Annotated in this window: 14 protein-coding genes; 8 read left to right on the top strand and 6 right to left on the bottom strand. The window is 44.2% G+C overall.

The window, feature by feature from the left end; genetic code table 11:
- Positions 1 to 6: 6 nt before the first annotated feature.
- Genes fliF through flgB form a run of 4 tightly spaced genes read right to left on the bottom strand, consistent with a single transcriptional unit; the run spans position 7 to position 2,885 of the window.
- Positions 7 to 1,632, bottom strand: a complete 1,626-nt coding sequence (gene fliF, locus SP90_RS08340) for a flagellar basal-body MS-ring/collar protein FliF (RefSeq protein WP_066854507.1) — start codon at positions 1,630 to 1,632, stop codon at positions 7 to 9.
- 52 nt (positions 1,633 to 1,684) lie between these two features.
- A complete protein-coding gene (gene fliE, locus SP90_RS08335) occupies positions 1,685 to 2,011 on the bottom strand; it encodes a flagellar hook-basal body complex protein FliE (protein ID WP_066854505.1) in 327 nt (108 codons plus the stop codon).
- Between the two features lie 23 nt (positions 2,012 to 2,034).
- Entirely contained in the window at positions 2,035 to 2,475 is a 441-nt protein-coding gene (gene flgC, locus SP90_RS08330; protein ID WP_066854503.1) for a flagellar basal body rod protein FlgC, read from the bottom strand.
- Positions 2,475 to 2,885: a flagellar basal body rod protein FlgB gene (flgB, locus tag SP90_RS08325; protein ID WP_066854501.1), complete on the bottom strand. Its 411-nt coding sequence runs from the start codon at positions 2,883 to 2,885 to the stop codon at positions 2,475 to 2,477. The genes flgC and flgB overlap by 1 nt, the downstream gene beginning before the upstream one ends.
- A 320-nt stretch (positions 2,886 to 3,205) precedes the next feature.
- On the opposite strand from flgB, the gene SP90_RS08320 reads away from it, so the two are divergent.
- From SP90_RS08320 to SP90_RS08290, 7 genes are all read left to right on the top strand, one after another.
- Positions 3,206 to 3,760, top strand: a complete 555-nt coding sequence (locus tag SP90_RS08320; RefSeq protein WP_066854499.1) for a tetratricopeptide repeat protein — start codon at positions 3,206 to 3,208, stop codon at positions 3,758 to 3,760.
- Positions 3,761 to 4,005: 245 nt separating this feature from the next.
- Positions 4,006 to 5,784 carry a sensor domain-containing protein gene (locus tag SP90_RS08315; RefSeq protein WP_066854497.1) on the top strand — a complete coding sequence of 593 codons (1,779 nt, stop codon included), beginning with the start codon at positions 4,006 to 4,008 and terminating at the stop codon, positions 5,782 to 5,784.
- Positions 5,785 to 5,854: 70 nt separating this feature from the next.
- A complete protein-coding gene (locus tag SP90_RS08310; protein WP_066854495.1) occupies positions 5,855 to 6,562 on the top strand; it encodes an AzlC family ABC transporter permease in 708 nt (235 codons plus the stop codon).
- Positions 6,555 to 6,878, top strand: coding sequence for an AzlD domain-containing protein (locus tag SP90_RS08305; RefSeq protein WP_066854493.1), 324 nt, complete (start codon positions 6,555 to 6,557; stop codon positions 6,876 to 6,878). Before SP90_RS08310 ends, SP90_RS08305 begins: the two co-directional genes overlap by 8 nt.
- A gap of 54 nt (positions 6,879 to 6,932) precedes the next feature.
- A complete protein-coding gene (locus SP90_RS08300) occupies positions 6,933 to 7,604 on the top strand; it encodes a response regulator transcription factor (RefSeq protein WP_066854490.1) in 672 nt (223 codons plus the stop codon).
- A gap of 3 nt (positions 7,605 to 7,607) precedes the next feature.
- On the top strand, positions 7,608 to 9,002 hold the full coding sequence (locus SP90_RS08295; protein WP_066854488.1) for a sensor histidine kinase: 1,395 nt from the start codon (positions 7,608 to 7,610) through the stop codon (positions 9,000 to 9,002).
- A 223-nt stretch (positions 9,003 to 9,225) separates the two neighbouring features.
- Positions 9,226 to 10,743, top strand: coding sequence for a 4Fe-4S binding protein (locus tag SP90_RS08290; RefSeq protein WP_066854486.1), 1,518 nt, complete (start codon positions 9,226 to 9,228; stop codon positions 10,741 to 10,743).
- Between the two features lie 46 nt (positions 10,744 to 10,789).
- Here the strand turns inward: SP90_RS08290 and SP90_RS08285 are convergent, their stop codons facing one another.
- On the bottom strand, positions 10,790 to 11,608 hold the full coding sequence (locus SP90_RS08285) for a rhodanese-like domain-containing protein (protein ID WP_066854484.1): 819 nt from the start codon (positions 11,606 to 11,608) through the stop codon (positions 10,790 to 10,792).
- 273 nt (positions 11,609 to 11,881) lie between these two features.
- Here SP90_RS08285 and SP90_RS08280 point away from each other — a divergent pair, with 273 nt between their 5' ends.
- Positions 11,882 to 13,075, top strand: coding sequence for an FprA family A-type flavoprotein (locus SP90_RS08280; protein ID WP_066854482.1), 1,194 nt, complete (start codon positions 11,882 to 11,884; stop codon positions 13,073 to 13,075).
- Positions 13,076 to 13,149: 74 nt separating this feature from the next.
- On the opposite strand, the gene SP90_RS08275 is transcribed toward SP90_RS08280, so the two are convergent.
- On the bottom strand, positions 13,150 to 14,658 hold the full coding sequence (locus SP90_RS08275; RefSeq protein ID WP_066854480.1) for an HD domain-containing phosphohydrolase: 1,509 nt from the start codon (positions 14,656 to 14,658) through the stop codon (positions 13,150 to 13,152).
- Between the last annotated feature and the right edge of the window lie 723 nt (positions 14,659 to 15,381).

The raw sequence follows: 15,381 nt of genomic DNA, 5'->3' as shown, positions 1-15,381 counted from the left end.
GCGCCTTTAAGCTGAGTGGCCAACTTTATGTCCTCCGGTATCTTTAAGCCAAGACTTCAAGATGCCTACAGCTTGTTCCATGTTCTGTTCTGAAATCTGTAATGCATGCGCCTTAATGTCTTCGATCTTCTTCAGTGCATCCAGTGCATCCAATTCTTCTTCACCTTCAATAAGCGCTATGCGCTCTTCGCCCATTGGAAGACCTTCAAGCCCTTCCATAACCTCACCTGCTTCAACTTTTGGTCGAATAAGTGCGAGGATAACCGGACGAACAATAAGGAGAAGGAAGAGGAAGACGAGTACTGCGTTGAGGATCGGTTTACCCATGCGTAATGCGTAATCGCCAATAACCTCTGCAAGGCTGCGTTCCTGCTCTACATTCAGCTCGCCGAAAGCGATGCAGGAAACTTCGATAGCATCACCGCGTGCTGATTCAAAACCAACAGCTTTGGAAACCAGAGCGTTAATGCGTGCCATCTCTTCTTCAGTACGCGGGGTGAATACCATTGCGCCGGTCTCAGGATCCGCTGCGTACATACCATCAACAACAACCGCGATGCTAAGGCGATCTATCTGACCCACAGGGGTCACGATATTCTGCTCTTCTTTATTGATCTCGTAGTTTGTTGTGGATGTTTCGCGGGTTGCGTCCTGCTGGCTCAAGCTGCCGTTGATACCGTCGCCTCTGAAGTTTGCATCTGCACTGCCAGCCTCCATGTTAGCACGACCGCTTGTTGTTTCCGCGCTTTTCTGCTCGGAACGAACAACGGAGCTCTCAGGATCAAACAGTTCCTTACGAATTGTTTTCTGGCTGAAATCAAGGTCTGCGTTAACTTTCGCAATCACCTTACCTGCACCGATGATCGGATACAGAAGATCTTGGATGCGCATTTCCAGATTTCTCTGGATAGTCTGTTTGTGGTCAAACTGTGTTGCTGTCATGCCTTCGATGGAAGTTTCATCTTCAGGATGATAGAGCACAGTACCTTTCGTGTCTGCCACTGAAACACGGCTTTTCTGCAGACCTTCAACAGACATGGTTAAGAGGTTTACTACCGCTGTCACGTCCTTGTTTGTCATTTTCTTCCCTTCACCAAGGGTCAAAACAACAGAAGCGGACGGCGGCATTTCTTCCTCAATGAACAAGCTTTTCTGAGGAATTACCAAATGCACTCTTGCAGACTCAACCGCAGGGAATTCCGTAATGGTACGGCTCAGTTCGCCCTGCAAAGCACGCTGGTAGTTAATTTTCTGTACAAACTCTGTCTGACCGACCTTCACGTCGTCAAACACTTCAAAGCCAATGCCCTGCCCTGTTAAACCACCGTCACCGGCAATCTTGATACGCATATCGTATACTTTGTCAGCCGGAACAAGGATGGTGGAACCGCTGTTTTCCAAGCTGTATGCAACCTTTTCAGCCTGCAAAACTTTGACGATTCTATTCGCATCCTCAAGAGCCAGATTTGAGTACAGCAACTGCATATCTGGCTTATTAAGCCAGAACAGCAAGGCAAAGAATATGCCTACTACTGTAACAGCAAGACCGCCGATAAATACCCTTTGCGACAGGGTAATGCTCGACCAGAAATTTTTCGTGCGATCAACAGCATCGTTTAACATGGGGGACATTATTTACTCCGAAAAAATACAGTTAATAAAAGGCGATATTTAACAGTAGGGACTAGAACTGCATTTTGCTGATTTCATTATATGCGTTGAGAACCTTATTACGTACGGCGGACGTAAGATTCATTGCTACGCTGGCTTTCTGTAACGAAATCATAAGTTCGTGTACGTTTTGCTGTTCACCTGAAGCGAAAGATTCAACCATTGCAGCTTTATTCTGCTGCATTTCGTTTACTTTCTTCACAGATGCTTCAACAGTTTCCATAAAGGAACTGGTTACTTTCTCTTCGGATGCAGCGGACTTCTGCACCTTGTGAGTACCGGAAGCGAAGCTTTTTAAGGCTTCGGAATATGCTTTCATTCCTACATTCTGAATGGACATTGCTTACTCCTGAACAGACTGACTTAGCCGCGGCCAAGTTCCAGTGCTTTGTTGTACATGGTTTTGACTGCATCCATTGAAGAGATGTTTGCGTCATAGCTTCGCTGAGCAGTCATCATACTTGCCATTTCTTCCACAACGTTAATGTCCGGATAAAACACATATCCTTCCTCATTCGCATCCGGATGTCCCGGCTCATATACGCGTTTAAGAGGACGCTTATCCTGAGCTACCTGCTGAACACGAACACCGCGTAAGTCCCTGTCCATTGCAGTCTTCATCTGCTTGCTGAACGGATGGTCAACCTCGGTAGCCTGCAAAACAACAGTCTTGCGTCGGTACGGGCCGCCTTCAGGAGTACGGGTAGTTTTAGCGTTTGCAAGGTTCATTGAAATAATGTTCATGCTTGTACGCTCAGTACTGAGCGCAGAAGCCCCGATATCGAGTGCTGTCATGAAATCCATTATTTAGCTCCACTTGAGATGACATTTTTCATGCCCTCAAAATTGCTTTTCATCACTGTTGCCAGTGTGTTGTAACGCATGGTGTTTTTAGCCATCACTGCCATTTCTTTATCCATATCAACTCGGTCTTCACCGTGAACGATACGAAGTGGCATATCTTTTTCCCACTCAGCTCCGAATTTTTTCTCATCGAACACTGCAGGAACATGTTTGCCGGATGTACGTGTCATTTTTCCACGAGCATCAAGGTTCAGCGCTTTTTGAAGATCTTCTTCAAATTTAACCCTGCGAGCGAGGTACCCGGGGGTTTTAATGTTCGCCATGTTACTCATGACGACATTCTGACGCTGCAACTGCATGTCCATAACTTTTGCGCTCAGCAATGTATGGCTCTCAAATAGACCTTTCATGCAGGTATCCTCCCTTTCAGTAAATCTTGCCGATGCGTCAGTTATGAAAAAAGAGGCAACGGTACTCACGATTAAGCAAAAGGTGTTCCACACTTATAACATGCTGTTTATAATGAGATTTATTGCAGAGCCTTTAATGCTCAACCGAAAAAAGCAGAAACAGTGACGGAGATTTGTCACTAAGAGAAAATGAATGATGATTTTTCTTGGCATGTTAGTTGCTACATACTTTGCGACTACACAAAATCTGAACTATTTTTCCTACACGCCTAATCGTGTGAAATTGTGGGGATGTAGCTAAACTAAATAAGGATACCCGAATGAGCGATTACCAGACATTAAAAGTACTTGGCGAATACAATCTCGCATTAGGCGATACCGCGGAAGCAACCGAATGCTTTAAAGCTGCTATTGAAGCTAACAGCGAATCTTGTGAACCGATCATCGGTCTTGCTGCTGTAAGTGTCTTTGAAGGAGACTACGACTCCGCATTAGCTTTATACATGAAAGCCGCAGCAGTAGAAAAAAGTGCAAAAGCACATGCGGGTATCGGACTTGTTCTTGCTGAACAGGGCAAAAATGACGAGAGCTTCAAACAGTTCCTTATTGCTCTTTCCATTGATCCTATTAACAAAGTTGCGTTAAACGGCCTGCTTCAGCTAGGTTACAGCACAGAACGTGTAGATGAACTTCTTCCTGTATTTTCCAGAGCTCTGGAAGAAGACAATACAGACACTGCAGTACGTTTCTCTTACGCTACCTGCCTCTTCTCTACAGACCGCAAAGATGAGTCTATTGAAGAATTCAAAGAAATTTTACGCCTCGACCCTGAACATGAGGCAGCTAAAGAAGTGTTAGCACATATTGCTGCATAATTACTGCTTATTACATTACAAAATTACAAAGCACCCTGTACTGAACTTTACTTCAGTACAGGGTGCTTTATTTTTTATTCAGTTCCCTAATCACCTTTTTTTATGTAATAACTTAGCGAATTCTATCGACACACGTTTGTGTTTTCTCCACGGCACTACAAACAGGAGACAACCAATTTGTATGTTTTCTTTGTCATCACAACGGGGTTCATCCTGCATAATCTAAAAGCTACAGGGAGTTAGATATGGCAGGAAAGACAGATAAAACAGCTGTACCATCGCCAATTACTAGTAAAACAGCACAGCGCGCTTCTTTCCACGATTTCACCAGTGATATGGTACTTCATTCACCATTATGGGAGTTTTGGTACGCTGCAGATGGAGCACTAAAAGTTGTTTCCAATGCATGCGAAACCTGCTGCGGGTACGAAGCGGAACATTTTTACCGCAATCCTCGCTTCATGGAAGCAATCATAGTTGAAGAGCATCTCTCGCTATGGAACGGAGTGTGGTGCAAGCTACATAACGGTGAACACTATGCCTGCGCTGAGTTTCAAATTCGCCTGCCAGACAGCAAAAAGCGGTGGATGAAATTTGAAGCAAACCGCGCCGTTGATTCCCAAGGGTGCCACTGCGGCATCAGGGCATTTTGCCATGATGTTACCGCCCACCATAATGTTGTACAGCAACTTACCCACTTCACATGGCATGACAGCCTTACGAAACTTCCTAACAGATCAAAATGCCTCGAAAGGATTGAGCAGGCCATAGAACGGGCAACAAAATGTTCACGATGGAATTTCTCCATTCTGTACATGGATATCGACCGCTTTAAGAACATCAATGACTCTCTTGGACACACTGCGGGGGATGCGATTCTTTGCAAGCTTGCAGACAGGCTTCAAGCCGTTACATACGGTATTGATACTGTTTTCAGAATCGGCGGGGATGAGTTTGTTCTCCTGTGTGAAGACACAACAGGACACGAATCCGTCCATAGGTTCATTGATACGCTCATACACAGCATCAAGCGTCCGATCCTCTGGAACAATAAGCAAATTCATATGTCGGCCAGCTTCGGTATCATGCACGCCGACCCTGAAGTGAATACTGCAGAGCGCTATCTGCAAAACGCACATATCGCACTTAATCACGGACGTTCTAACGGAACAGACGGTGTTGCGGTCTACGACTCACACATTTTTTCCAAAGCACTCAAGCTCATCAGCATGGAGCTGGATCTTCATAGTGCTCTTATCAACGAAGAATTTTTCCTTGAATATCAACCTGTGGTTAACACCCACAATAGGAGCATCACGGGATTTGAAGCGCTTGTCCGATGGAAAAACCGTCAGGGTGCCATTATTTCGCCGGGCAAATTTATTCCGCTTGCAGAAGAAACCGGTCTCATTCTGGAGCTTGGAGAGTGGGTACTAAGAGAGGCATGCGCCACTCTTGCCGCATGGCGTAACGAAAATCCGCTATTCAAGAATTTGAAAGTTAATGTCAATCTTTCCGCGCGTCAGCTTTCCGACCTTGAACTAACAGACACTGTATCCAGAATATTGAAAGAAACCGAGCTACCGCCGCAATGCCTGCGACTTGAAGTGACGGAAACCATGCTTATGGAAAATCCTGACTATGCAGATATTACCCTGCGTCGCCTGAGATCGCTTGGGGTTGAGCTGTGCATTGATGATTTTGGGACTGGGTACTCATCGTTGATGTATCTGCAACAATTCCCCATCAGCACTCTGAAAATTGACAGAAGCTTTGTTAAAGATATGGAAAAAAATCCGGCAAACTATGAAATCGTCAAAGCTGTCATTGCGCTGGCACATGCGCTCGGGCTTACTGTTGTTGCAGAAGGTGTGGAAGAAGAAGAGCAACGCATAATGTTACTTGAAGCTGGCTGCGATTATTCGCAGGGCTATTTGTTTTCGCGCCCTATTGCACCTGTAGAGCTTCCAGTTGTTGTACATACAATGCAGCACCCGGAACAACAGGCATGGCAAACCGGATAACAGGGGCAAAGCTTGCGGATCGGCATCAAAAGCCATCGACAGACACTCGTTAGAATAGTATTCTCAGGGGATGCCAACAACCCGATCCGCAAAAGAATCCTTCCTTATAGGTGCCAGCACGATTATCCCTGTCATGCCGGGAATCGTTCCTTTTGGAATGCTCACAGGAGTCGTGACAATAGCTGCAGGAGTTTCCCCTGTTAATGCTATTTTTATGACGCTGTTCATGTTCGCGGGTGCAGCGCAAGTTACTGCAGCCCAATTACTTGCCGAAAACAGCACCGCAATCATGATTGTCGCAACTACCATCATGATCAACCTCAGATTCATCATGTACAGCGCCTCAATCACACCGTACCTCGGCAAAATTTCGATCTGGCAACGGTTGTTTCTTGCATACACCTTGTCCGATCAGGCATACGCTGTCTCCATTGTGGAATTCACTAAAAAAAACAGTCCATTTCAGAGAGCGCCTTTCTTTTTAGGAGCATGTGTCTCTTTGTATGTCACATGGATGGCAGCCACCATCGGGGGCATTTTTTTCGGCGCACTTATACCGCCAGAATGGTCTTTTGACTTTGCCGTGCCCCTCACGTTCCTTGCCTTACTGATGCCAAACATAACAGACCGCGCAACAGCGCTTGCCGCAGGTGTTGCAGCGCTTGTAGCGATTCTGTCGGTCTCTCTCCCATATAATATGGGTCTGATGGCAGGTGCATTTACCGGAATTTTTGCCGGATACTTCTTCAGCAAAAAACAAAGAGCGCACCATGTATAACCTGACATTCTGGATTGTCATCACCACCATCGGTATAGTAACCATGCTCATGCGTGGCTCATTTATCCTCACGGCAGAGCGGTTTAAACTGAGCGACAAATTTGCCGACATTCTCAGGTTCATTCCCGCGTCGGTTTTAGCAGCCCTTGTTGCTCCGGCTATTTTTTTTCATGAAGGCTCCGTTCAGGAGCTTGCAGGAAAAGAACGCCTGATTGCAGCACTGGTTGCGCTTTGTATTTCCTATAAAACAAAAAATATCTTCCTGACCATTCTTTCTGGAATGGGCACCTTATACTTACTGGAATATCTATTCTAGCACGCTGATTTCCGCCGATATCGCTCTCATTAAGCCTCTTCTGACGGAGTTTCCATGAGGATTATTATTATTGAGGACGAGCCGGAAATCGTTTCCACCATTGCACAGGCTCTTACTTCCATGAAGTACGACGTTGATGTTGCTTATGATGGAGATGAAGGTCTTACCAAACTTTTCGACTACCAATATGACTTGGTTCTGCTTGATATCATGCTTCCGGCACGTTCCGGTTTTTCTGTGCTCTCTGAGCTGCGTAAAGCAGACATCACAACACCTGTGATCATGCTCACTTCCCGTGAAGCCATAGAAGACAGAGTCAGAGGACTGGATACCGGTGCTGATGACTATCTGACAAAGCCATTCTCCATGGATGAACTCATGGCAAGAGTTCGCTCTATTTTGCGACGGGCAGGGGACAACCGCTCCAGCATTTTTTCTGTAAAAGAGGTGGAGGTAGACACTCGCACCAGAACAGCACACTTCCAAGGTATCCCCCTTGAACTTACTCCCAAGGAGTTCAGTATCCTCGAGTTCCTGCTCTACAATAAAAACAGAGCAGTTTCCCGTTTCAGTCTGGCTGAACATGTTTGGGGAGAAGAGTATGACCTGTTTGCCATGTCCAACTTCATTGATGTGCATATCAAAAACTTACGAAAAAAAATTAACGACTCTGACCGTCAAATCATTAAAACGGTAAGAGGCGTCGGTTTTACCATTGCCGAGTAGTACATGAAAATAAAACATAAAATTTCGTTATGGTTTTCTTGTTCCGGCATATTGGTTGGGCTGCTTTTTTCTATCTATATTTTTGTCGAAATGCGGGAAATGGCATTTTCTGCGTACGATACCCTACTCCTGCGCTCAGGAAAGCAGATGATCCGGCAAATCACAGAAAATGGCTTAGATGCATTCAAAAAATATCCACTCCATCCGGCTCTCACCCCCATTGAGGATGAAAACCATTCAGAGCCCTTCTGGATTGTTCTCCGCACCCCTGAGGGAAACATTCTTTACGAGTCCTTACAGAATAAAACCACGCATCTCCCTCCCTCTGAAACAGGAGGCGACATGGTTGCGCTGACTCCAAAAGACGGCTCCACCCTGCATCTATGGGTACATTCACAAGAGTTTATCTATGAAGGATCAATGTATATTCTCACGCTGGGATACCCCATTGCCAATGCAAAAGGAGAGGCCATAGCTCAAGAAGAACAAGAAATATTCTTCATCGTCCTGACGGGATTCTTCATTATTACAATACTTTTTATTCTGTTAAGCTACTGGGTTGCAGGACAGGTAGTCCGTCCACTGGGCAACATCAACAGACTTGCTTCTGAAATTGATGAAGGTACGCTCGATAAACGCCTGCCAGTCCGAAAAAACAATGATGAACTAGACGAGCTGTCCCAAACCTTAAACAGCATGTTCAACCGTCTTCATCATTCTTTCAGCCGACAAAAAAGATATATTGCCGATGCTGCGCATGAATTGAAGACACCTATCACTATCGTAAGGCTTTTTCTTGAAGAATCGCAGCAACGGACAGACCTGCCAGAAGGTTATTTTATCCAGATGCAAAATCAGATACAGACCTTGCGTCGAGCCAGCCGCCTGGCTCAAGATATTCTCGGACTTTCTTTTCTAGAATTTGGCCAACTCCAACGTGAACGACTTTGTTTTAATTCACTGTGCGAAAAGGTAATTGATGACTTTAAGGAATTGCTGTCACACAAGGATATCACACTCAGGTTCAATAACTTCCCCTGCCGGCCGTACATGGGAAACAACGATCATCTGACCCGAGTTGTAATCAATATCGTAGACAACGCCATCAAATACAATATCCCTTCAGGGTCGATCACTATTTCAGTTTTTGAACAAAACTATGCGATTTTTCTTTCCGTTCATAATACCGGCCCCGGTATTCCAGATGGTGAGCTAGAGAATGTATTTGAGCAATTTTACAGAGTCGAAAAATCCCATTCTCATAAATATGGTGGAACAGGGCTTGGCCTCACCATTGTAAAACAAATTGTTGAACTTCACGGGGGCAGCATTAGCATTGAAAGTTCATTAGATGAATGGTGCAAAGTAAACATTATCTTACCTCACACCCGCTCTTAACGTTCCTACTAAGTAAAATCCCTCTCCACTGAATACATCATACTTTCAATGGAGAGGGATTCTTTAAATCAACACAGAAACTTCCTTCATAATTTCTTCATAAAACATCCCATAGTCTCCTCCAGCATAATCAAAACACAAACGACACTGATATGTTCCTCTGCTCACCAACGTTATCCTCATAACGTGCAAAGGAAATATACGAAAATAGGAGACTACATTCATGGAGAATTGTTCACAAAAGAAACAATGCAATGCTTCGACGCCGTCGAACTCATTGTTTAAAAGCAAGCACTTTCCCGGATTAATACAAATTATAGGCCTTATCGCTTTTTTTGCGCTGGCTTTTTTCGGTTTTACGGGAACAACTGAAGCCTACCGGTTCACCAATATCACCTCTTTCTGGGTCTGGTGCATCTGGTGGCCTGCTCTTGTCATTACCGGCTTCATCTCATCCCGTATCTGGTGCACAATCTGCCCTCTCCGATATATAACACAAAAAGTCGGACATCTTGGCTGGCAAGTTAAGGTTCCAGCTTCAATTCGTAAAAACAAATTGTTTGTCATTATCGGTTTCTTTGCTCTGCATACCGTCATTGTTTCTTACGGAGTGCACCACTTTAGCTGGTTTACTTCTGTCTACCTGCTCAGCCTGCTGGGAATTGCCTTTCTCATCGGCTTAATTTTTGAAAAAGATTCCTTCTGTAATTCGTTTTGCCCTCTCAGCGGATTTATCGGAGCGTACTCCAAACTCGGCACAGCTGGATTACGTTGTTCTGACAAAGACGTTTGCAAAAGCTGTCGCACGAAAGCTTGTTTCCGTGCTTGCCCTGCCGGTATCTGCATGGGTGCACCAAAAGAAATGGAAAACTGTCTGCTGTGTTTTGATTGTGTAAAAGAATGCCCTAACGACAATATCTCCTTTTCCTTCCACAAACCGCTTCGTGCACTATGGAAAAGCGCAGGCACAGTCGCCCATGTTTTCATCGTAGTTCTTCTTCTCGGCATCATGTTTGAAGAATTTGGTGAAGAATGGGTCGTAGTGGAGCATTTTGTTAACTATATTCCGGAGTACCTCATCTCAATCGGAATGCCTGAAACTATCTTCGGTTATAAATGGCTTACCGCTGGATGGGTAACATTCCTGTTCCCGGCTCTCATCGTGTTCGGAACAGCAGCAGCCTCCTTCCTGTTAGCAAAACGCGATTCTGTGATGCATTACGCCAAGGCTTACTCGCCTGCGCTTATTCCGCTCATATTCACCCTGCACCTCAGCAAAATGATGGATACATTGAACACAAAGCTGGGGTACGGAAAATACGTTCTCCAAAACCCAGTGGGGAACAAAACAATTGAGCTCATCGCAAACGGAAACATTGCTGTATCCTCCAACGCTCTGTTCTCTACACAGACAGAAGGCTACGTCCTTATGGGATTAATTTTAACAGGATTTGTATCTTCTCTGTTTGCAATATTCAAAATTGCCCAAAAACAAAAAACGTCTTCGGCCGGCAAAGCAAGTGCGCTCCCGTTCTACTTTACAACAATTACGTTGGGACTGACTTCGCTCTTCATTACCGCCAACTGGTTCAATATCTCATTACCAGTAAACGTATTCTCTGGAATGAGCACTGGAGGGCTTATGGCGACTGCATTCGGAATCGTTCTTTCCGCATCATTGCTCCTCATTAAGTTTACAGGCAATCAACCCCAGCCTGTAATTTTGAAGAAGAACAAGTAAACAAAATGAGCCCCCGTTTTGATTTTTCAAAACGGGGGCTCATACATTATCTACAGTGATTAAGTGCCTCAGCAGCAATACGCATATGTTCTTTCTCTGACTGACACAGCGATAAAAAGTGTTTTTCTATCGGTGAATCAGAATATAGGTGCGCCATATTACGGTAGAGATCATACGCAGAGAATTCAATTGCCATGGCCATTTCAATTACGTTCTGGCATTGAGTTCCTTCATTAAGCAGCTGTTCAGCCAACTGATCAAATTCCAGTCCCCCTTCCAGAATATCTCCATCCAATGACTCGTATACTGACTGGAATGAAGGTGCATCCGGCTGCATTTTTTCCCAGAACTTATAAATCATATGGGCATGGGCTTCTTCAGCCTTAACGAGCTGCTCCATTACGGACCTGAAAGGCGCGTCGGGAAAATGTTCCAGAACAAGTTCATAAAACTTATGTGCACCTTTTTCCAGATTCATTGCCTGATACAGCAAGTCAGCATCTGAGCCTTCTAAATCAAAAACTTTTATATTCGGCATATCTTCAATGTAATGACCGTCCCATTCAAGATATCCACCAAGCATGTTGTAAATCTTTCCTGAAAACTCAGGGTGATTTGCTAAAAAGACTGAAGCAGCAACTGAGCGTTTTCCTGACAGACAATATACAACCGTATCTTTTGATGAAGACAATTCAGAAGCTCGCTGCTCTATTTCTCCAACAGGCAATAATATTGCGCCTGCAAGGTGGTCTTCTTCATATTCTTCAAGCTGACGTACATCTACTAACTGATACGCATCTTCCCGTGAAGAAGACATAAAGTCCCGTACTTCATCTACGGTAAGATCCTGATATTCCTTTTCCATTTTACCCCCATGCATCTCGTTTTATATAACAAAATCATTCCATAATGGTTCAGCAGAAGAGCAAAGGATGTCTTTGCAACTGTAACCTGCCAAAATGAAACCACAAAAAACAACTAACAATATGAAAAGAATAAGTTTAATCTTGCAATGTTCATCACTACACGGTAGATGACAAGAATAGATTTATTAATAGTAATAGTAATCAAATCTATTAATTTCTTTTTTAGAGTTATCTGTTTTTCATTTCAAGTGAAAATTGAGGAGAGGTCAGACATGAATGATATTACGCTTGCAAACGGTATTTATTGGGTTGGTGCTGTTGATCGCGATATCCCTGCTTCCAGTGGGTACGCAGGAACCAGCTACAACGCTTACTTGATTGTTGATGAAAAAATTACCCTCGTGGACGGGGTAAAACATTCACATAGAGATCAATTCTGGGAGCGGGTACGTAACATCATTGATCCGGAAAAAATCGACTACATGATTGTTAACCATGTTGAGCCGGATCATTCAAGCAGCCTGCCAGAGATTATTTCGACCATTAAACCGGAGAAAATTTTCTGCTCAGCAGCTGGTAAAGACGCCATAATTGCGCACTTCCATGACAAAAGCTGGCCTTTTCAGGTGGTAAAGAGCGGTGATGAAATCTCTTTGGGAGCTCGCACAGTTCATTTTATCATGACCCGCATGCTCCACTGGCCTGACTCCATGTTCTCCTACCTGAAAGAAGACGGCATTTTGTTCTCCAATGACGCATTTGGACAACACATTGCTTCAGATAACCGATTTGATGATGAAGTGGATATTGCAGAACCTATCAAAGGGGCAAAATTCTTTTATGCAAACAACCTGAACCTGCTTTCACCGCTGATCAAAAAAACGCTTCGTTCTTTGGATGCAATGAATCTTGGTATCAAAATGATTGCTCCAGACCATGGTTACATTTGGCGTTCACACCCTGATAAAATTTTGCAAGCCTATGCTGAATGGAGCTGCCAGAAGCACAAGAAAGAAGTACTCGTGGTCTACGATACCAAATGGAAGTCCACTGAGATTATGGCAAAAGCCATAGCGCAGGGCATTGAAGAAAAAAATGTTCCAGTAACCCTGTGCAGCCTTAAAACATGGCATCGCGGTGCCATTATGGAAGAATTCCTTACCGCAAGTACCATTGTTATGGGCAGCCCGACAATCAACAACGGGGTCATCCCGAGCATGGCAGCATTTCTCCATTACATAAAAGGACTCAAGCCTAAAAATAAACTTGGCGCAGGATTCGGCTCATATGGGTGGGGTGGCGAAGGTGTACGTCAGATTAACAGTGCACTCGATGACCTGAAAATCAAACGAATCGACGACGGACTTCGTATTAAATTTGTTCCTGACGAGCAGCAGCTTCAGGCATGCGTTGAGTACGGACATAAAATTGCTGAAGCAACCCTTGAGTTCACACCAAACTGTTAGCAAAAAGCTAACGTATCATCATCTATACATTACAAAGCCGGTGTCCTAATGAACACCGGCTTTTCTACGTCAAATCAATATTGATTCCTAATGGAAGACTCCACTTTCATAAGCTCTTCAAATACGCCAACACTAGCAGACAAGTCACTGATCCGATCTCCTATGGACACAAAGGTATCCAAGATGACCGGATCAAAATGCTTTCCACGTTCAGATAGCATAATCTCAAGAGCCTGCTCGTGTGACATGCCAGCTTTATAGACCCGTTCCATGGTCAACGCATCATAGACGTCAGCCACAGCCATAATTCTCCCTGCAAGGGGGATATTGTCCCCTTGAAGGCCATATGGATACCCCGTTCCATCCCATTTTTCATGATGAGTGCCTGCAATATCTACTGCCAGTTCTAAATATGAGCCCTTACCAAGTCCGGCAACGGTTCTACGCAACACGTGTTCACCAAGCACAGGGTGTGTTTTGATCACCTCAAACTCTTCTTTACTCAACCTTCCAGGTTTCAACAAAATTGAATCAGGAATGCCCACCTTGCCAATATCATGCAGTGGTGCAGACTTCGTAATATCATCAATGAAAGACTGGGTGATGGTTTCTGTAAATAGATTCTGCCTTCGTAACTCTTCTGTCAGCTCCCGAACATACGATTTTGTCCGCAAAATATGAGAGCCGGTTTCGGAGTCACGGGTTTCCGTTAGTGAAGCAAGAGTCATAATAGTAGCATCCTGCACCTGCTCCAATTTTTGATGTTCCTTTTTACGTTCATCAAGAATCGTATGGATAATGTACATCATAACGGCCTGAGTAACGGCGTAGACCTGCACAAGCAAAAGAGAGGTAAGGGGAGCAAATCCACTAAATGGCCCCAAAGAGTAGGTAGTCCCTAAAATTGAAACAAGAGAAAACGCGACAACATACACTGTCAGTTCAGAAAAAGTCAGCCGTAAACCTGCCCAAAAGGCAATAGGCATCAATAAAAACGTCAACGGATATGAACTGCTATTGGGAAGCACTACCCCGCTGAACAAAACAGAACGTGCAAAAAAATCTGCAGCCAATAACAACAGAAACTCAGTTCTGACTGTTAATTGAACCCTACCACTCACAAAATCAAAAACTCTTTTGAAAATCGGCGCAAAAATGACCATCCCTGATAATGCCGAAAGAAACCAGGTTTCAAAAAATTCAATATGAGGAACAGCAACAATCTCACAAAAAATATTGGCAAGAAGACCAAGCGTTGCCTGAACACCGGCTGTTAGCACTGCTCCGAGTGTTATAAACAACAGCAAGGTATTGAGTGTAAAAACCAGCTTCTTTGTGGAGTGGATACGCTGTAAAATAAATACGGAAAGAATAGGCGATACGGAGTTAATGATTCCAAAAAGGATTGCACCAGCAACATCATTCAACGCCCAATATGACACTGCAAGGTTGGCTGCTACAATCGCAACAGTTGGTCTAATTCCAAAAAACCAATAGCAAATAAAAATCCAGCCAGTTAATGGCCAAAATGGCGATACAGTAAAACCGTCAGGTTCACATGCAATACCTATCCAATGCAGCAATACCGTTCCCCAAAAAAACAAACACTGCATAGCAGCAATATATAGTAATCGATTTATGAAATTTTTATCCAACACATTATCCCCCCACTGTTAACACCTGTTGATACAATTTGTTCAATCAAACAGTAAAGCAGTATCTATAAGTAAACACTGTACGGGTAAAAAAGCAGAAAAACACACAAGACTCAATTTCTTTCAACACAGTAAAGGAAAAAATTGGTTCATCAGAAAAATTACGCAAGAACAGATTAGAGCCTGAAGGTGTGTCGCTTTACAATTAATTGACCCAGCGTGGATTCAGAAGCTCACATTTTCCCGCCCCAACCTCGCATTGAAGTCATTATTCTCGGCATTGTTTTTCGTGCCTGAGAACATACGTGAGACTCATTACGAGCCGCCGTGAATATTCCGAGAATAATGACGGAAAGAGGACGGATGGGGTGACGCGTTAAAGCGCAGAGGGAATGGAAAGGGAGATCTGCGCTAGCATCTCCCGTCCCCCCGCGGGAGCGTGGGAAGAGAAAGCTTGGGACTTAGTATGAGTTAAAGAAACGGGATGAGATAGATATGGGTTCAGCAGGGACAGGTATATTTCAAGCCAGCGTTATGGCTGGAGAATACCTGTCGGTAACGGCAAGGAGCCAAAAAAGAAAGACCAATCTACTCTTTCCTGACGTGGTCACTTTTTGATTGCATAGATTAGTTTGACCATCGGCTGTCGCC

The sequence above is a fragment of the Halodesulfovibrio spirochaetisodalis genome, from assembly GCF_001672295.1.
GTDB classification, from domain to species: domain Bacteria; phylum Desulfobacterota; class Desulfovibrionia; order Desulfovibrionales; family Desulfovibrionaceae; genus Halodesulfovibrio; species Halodesulfovibrio spirochaetisodalis.
The sequence above is the reverse complement of the archived record's forward strand: the minus strand, read 5'-3'. Positions and strand labels throughout refer to the sequence as shown.

What these genes read in the sequence shown, in the direction of transcription:
- flgC (WP_066854503.1), bottom strand. Translation starts at nt 2,475, where the DNA reads ATGGATTTCATGACAGCACTCGATATCGGGGCTTCTGCGCTCAGTACT.
- SP90_RS08300 (WP_066854490.1), top strand. Translation starts at nt 6,933, where the DNA reads ATGAGGATTATTATTATTGAGGACGAGCCGGAAATCGTTTCCACCATT.
- SP90_RS08280 (WP_066854482.1), top strand. Translation starts at nt 11,882, where the DNA reads ATGAATGATATTACGCTTGCAAACGGTATTTATTGGGTTGGTGCTGTT.
- SP90_RS08320 (WP_066854499.1), top strand. Translation starts at nt 3,206, where the DNA reads ATGAGCGATTACCAGACATTAAAAGTACTTGGCGAATACAATCTCGCA.
- SP90_RS08315 (WP_066854497.1), top strand. Translation starts at nt 4,006, where the DNA reads ATGGCAGGAAAGACAGATAAAACAGCTGTACCATCGCCAATTACTAGT.
- fliE (WP_066854505.1), bottom strand. Translation starts at nt 2,011, where the DNA reads ATGTCCATTCAGAATGTAGGAATGAAAGCATATTCCGAAGCCTTAAAA.
- flgB (WP_066854501.1), bottom strand. Translation starts at nt 2,885, where the DNA reads ATGAAAGGTCTATTTGAGAGCCATACATTGCTGAGCGCAAAAGTTATG.
- fliF (WP_066854507.1), bottom strand. Translation starts at nt 1,632, where the DNA reads ATGTCCCCCATGTTAAACGATGCTGTTGATCGCACGAAAAATTTCTGG.
- SP90_RS08285 (WP_066854484.1), bottom strand. Translation starts at nt 11,608, where the DNA reads ATGGAAAAGGAATATCAGGATCTTACCGTAGATGAAGTACGGGACTTT.
- SP90_RS08295 (WP_066854488.1), top strand. Translation starts at nt 7,608, where the DNA reads ATGAAAATAAAACATAAAATTTCGTTATGGTTTTCTTGTTCCGGCATA.
- SP90_RS08290 (WP_066854486.1), top strand. Translation starts at nt 9,226, where the DNA reads ATGGAGAATTGTTCACAAAAGAAACAATGCAATGCTTCGACGCCGTCG.
- SP90_RS08305 (WP_066854493.1), top strand. Translation starts at nt 6,555, where the DNA reads ATGTATAACCTGACATTCTGGATTGTCATCACCACCATCGGTATAGTA.
- SP90_RS08310 (WP_066854495.1), top strand. Translation starts at nt 5,855, where the DNA reads ATGCCAACAACCCGATCCGCAAAAGAATCCTTCCTTATAGGTGCCAGC.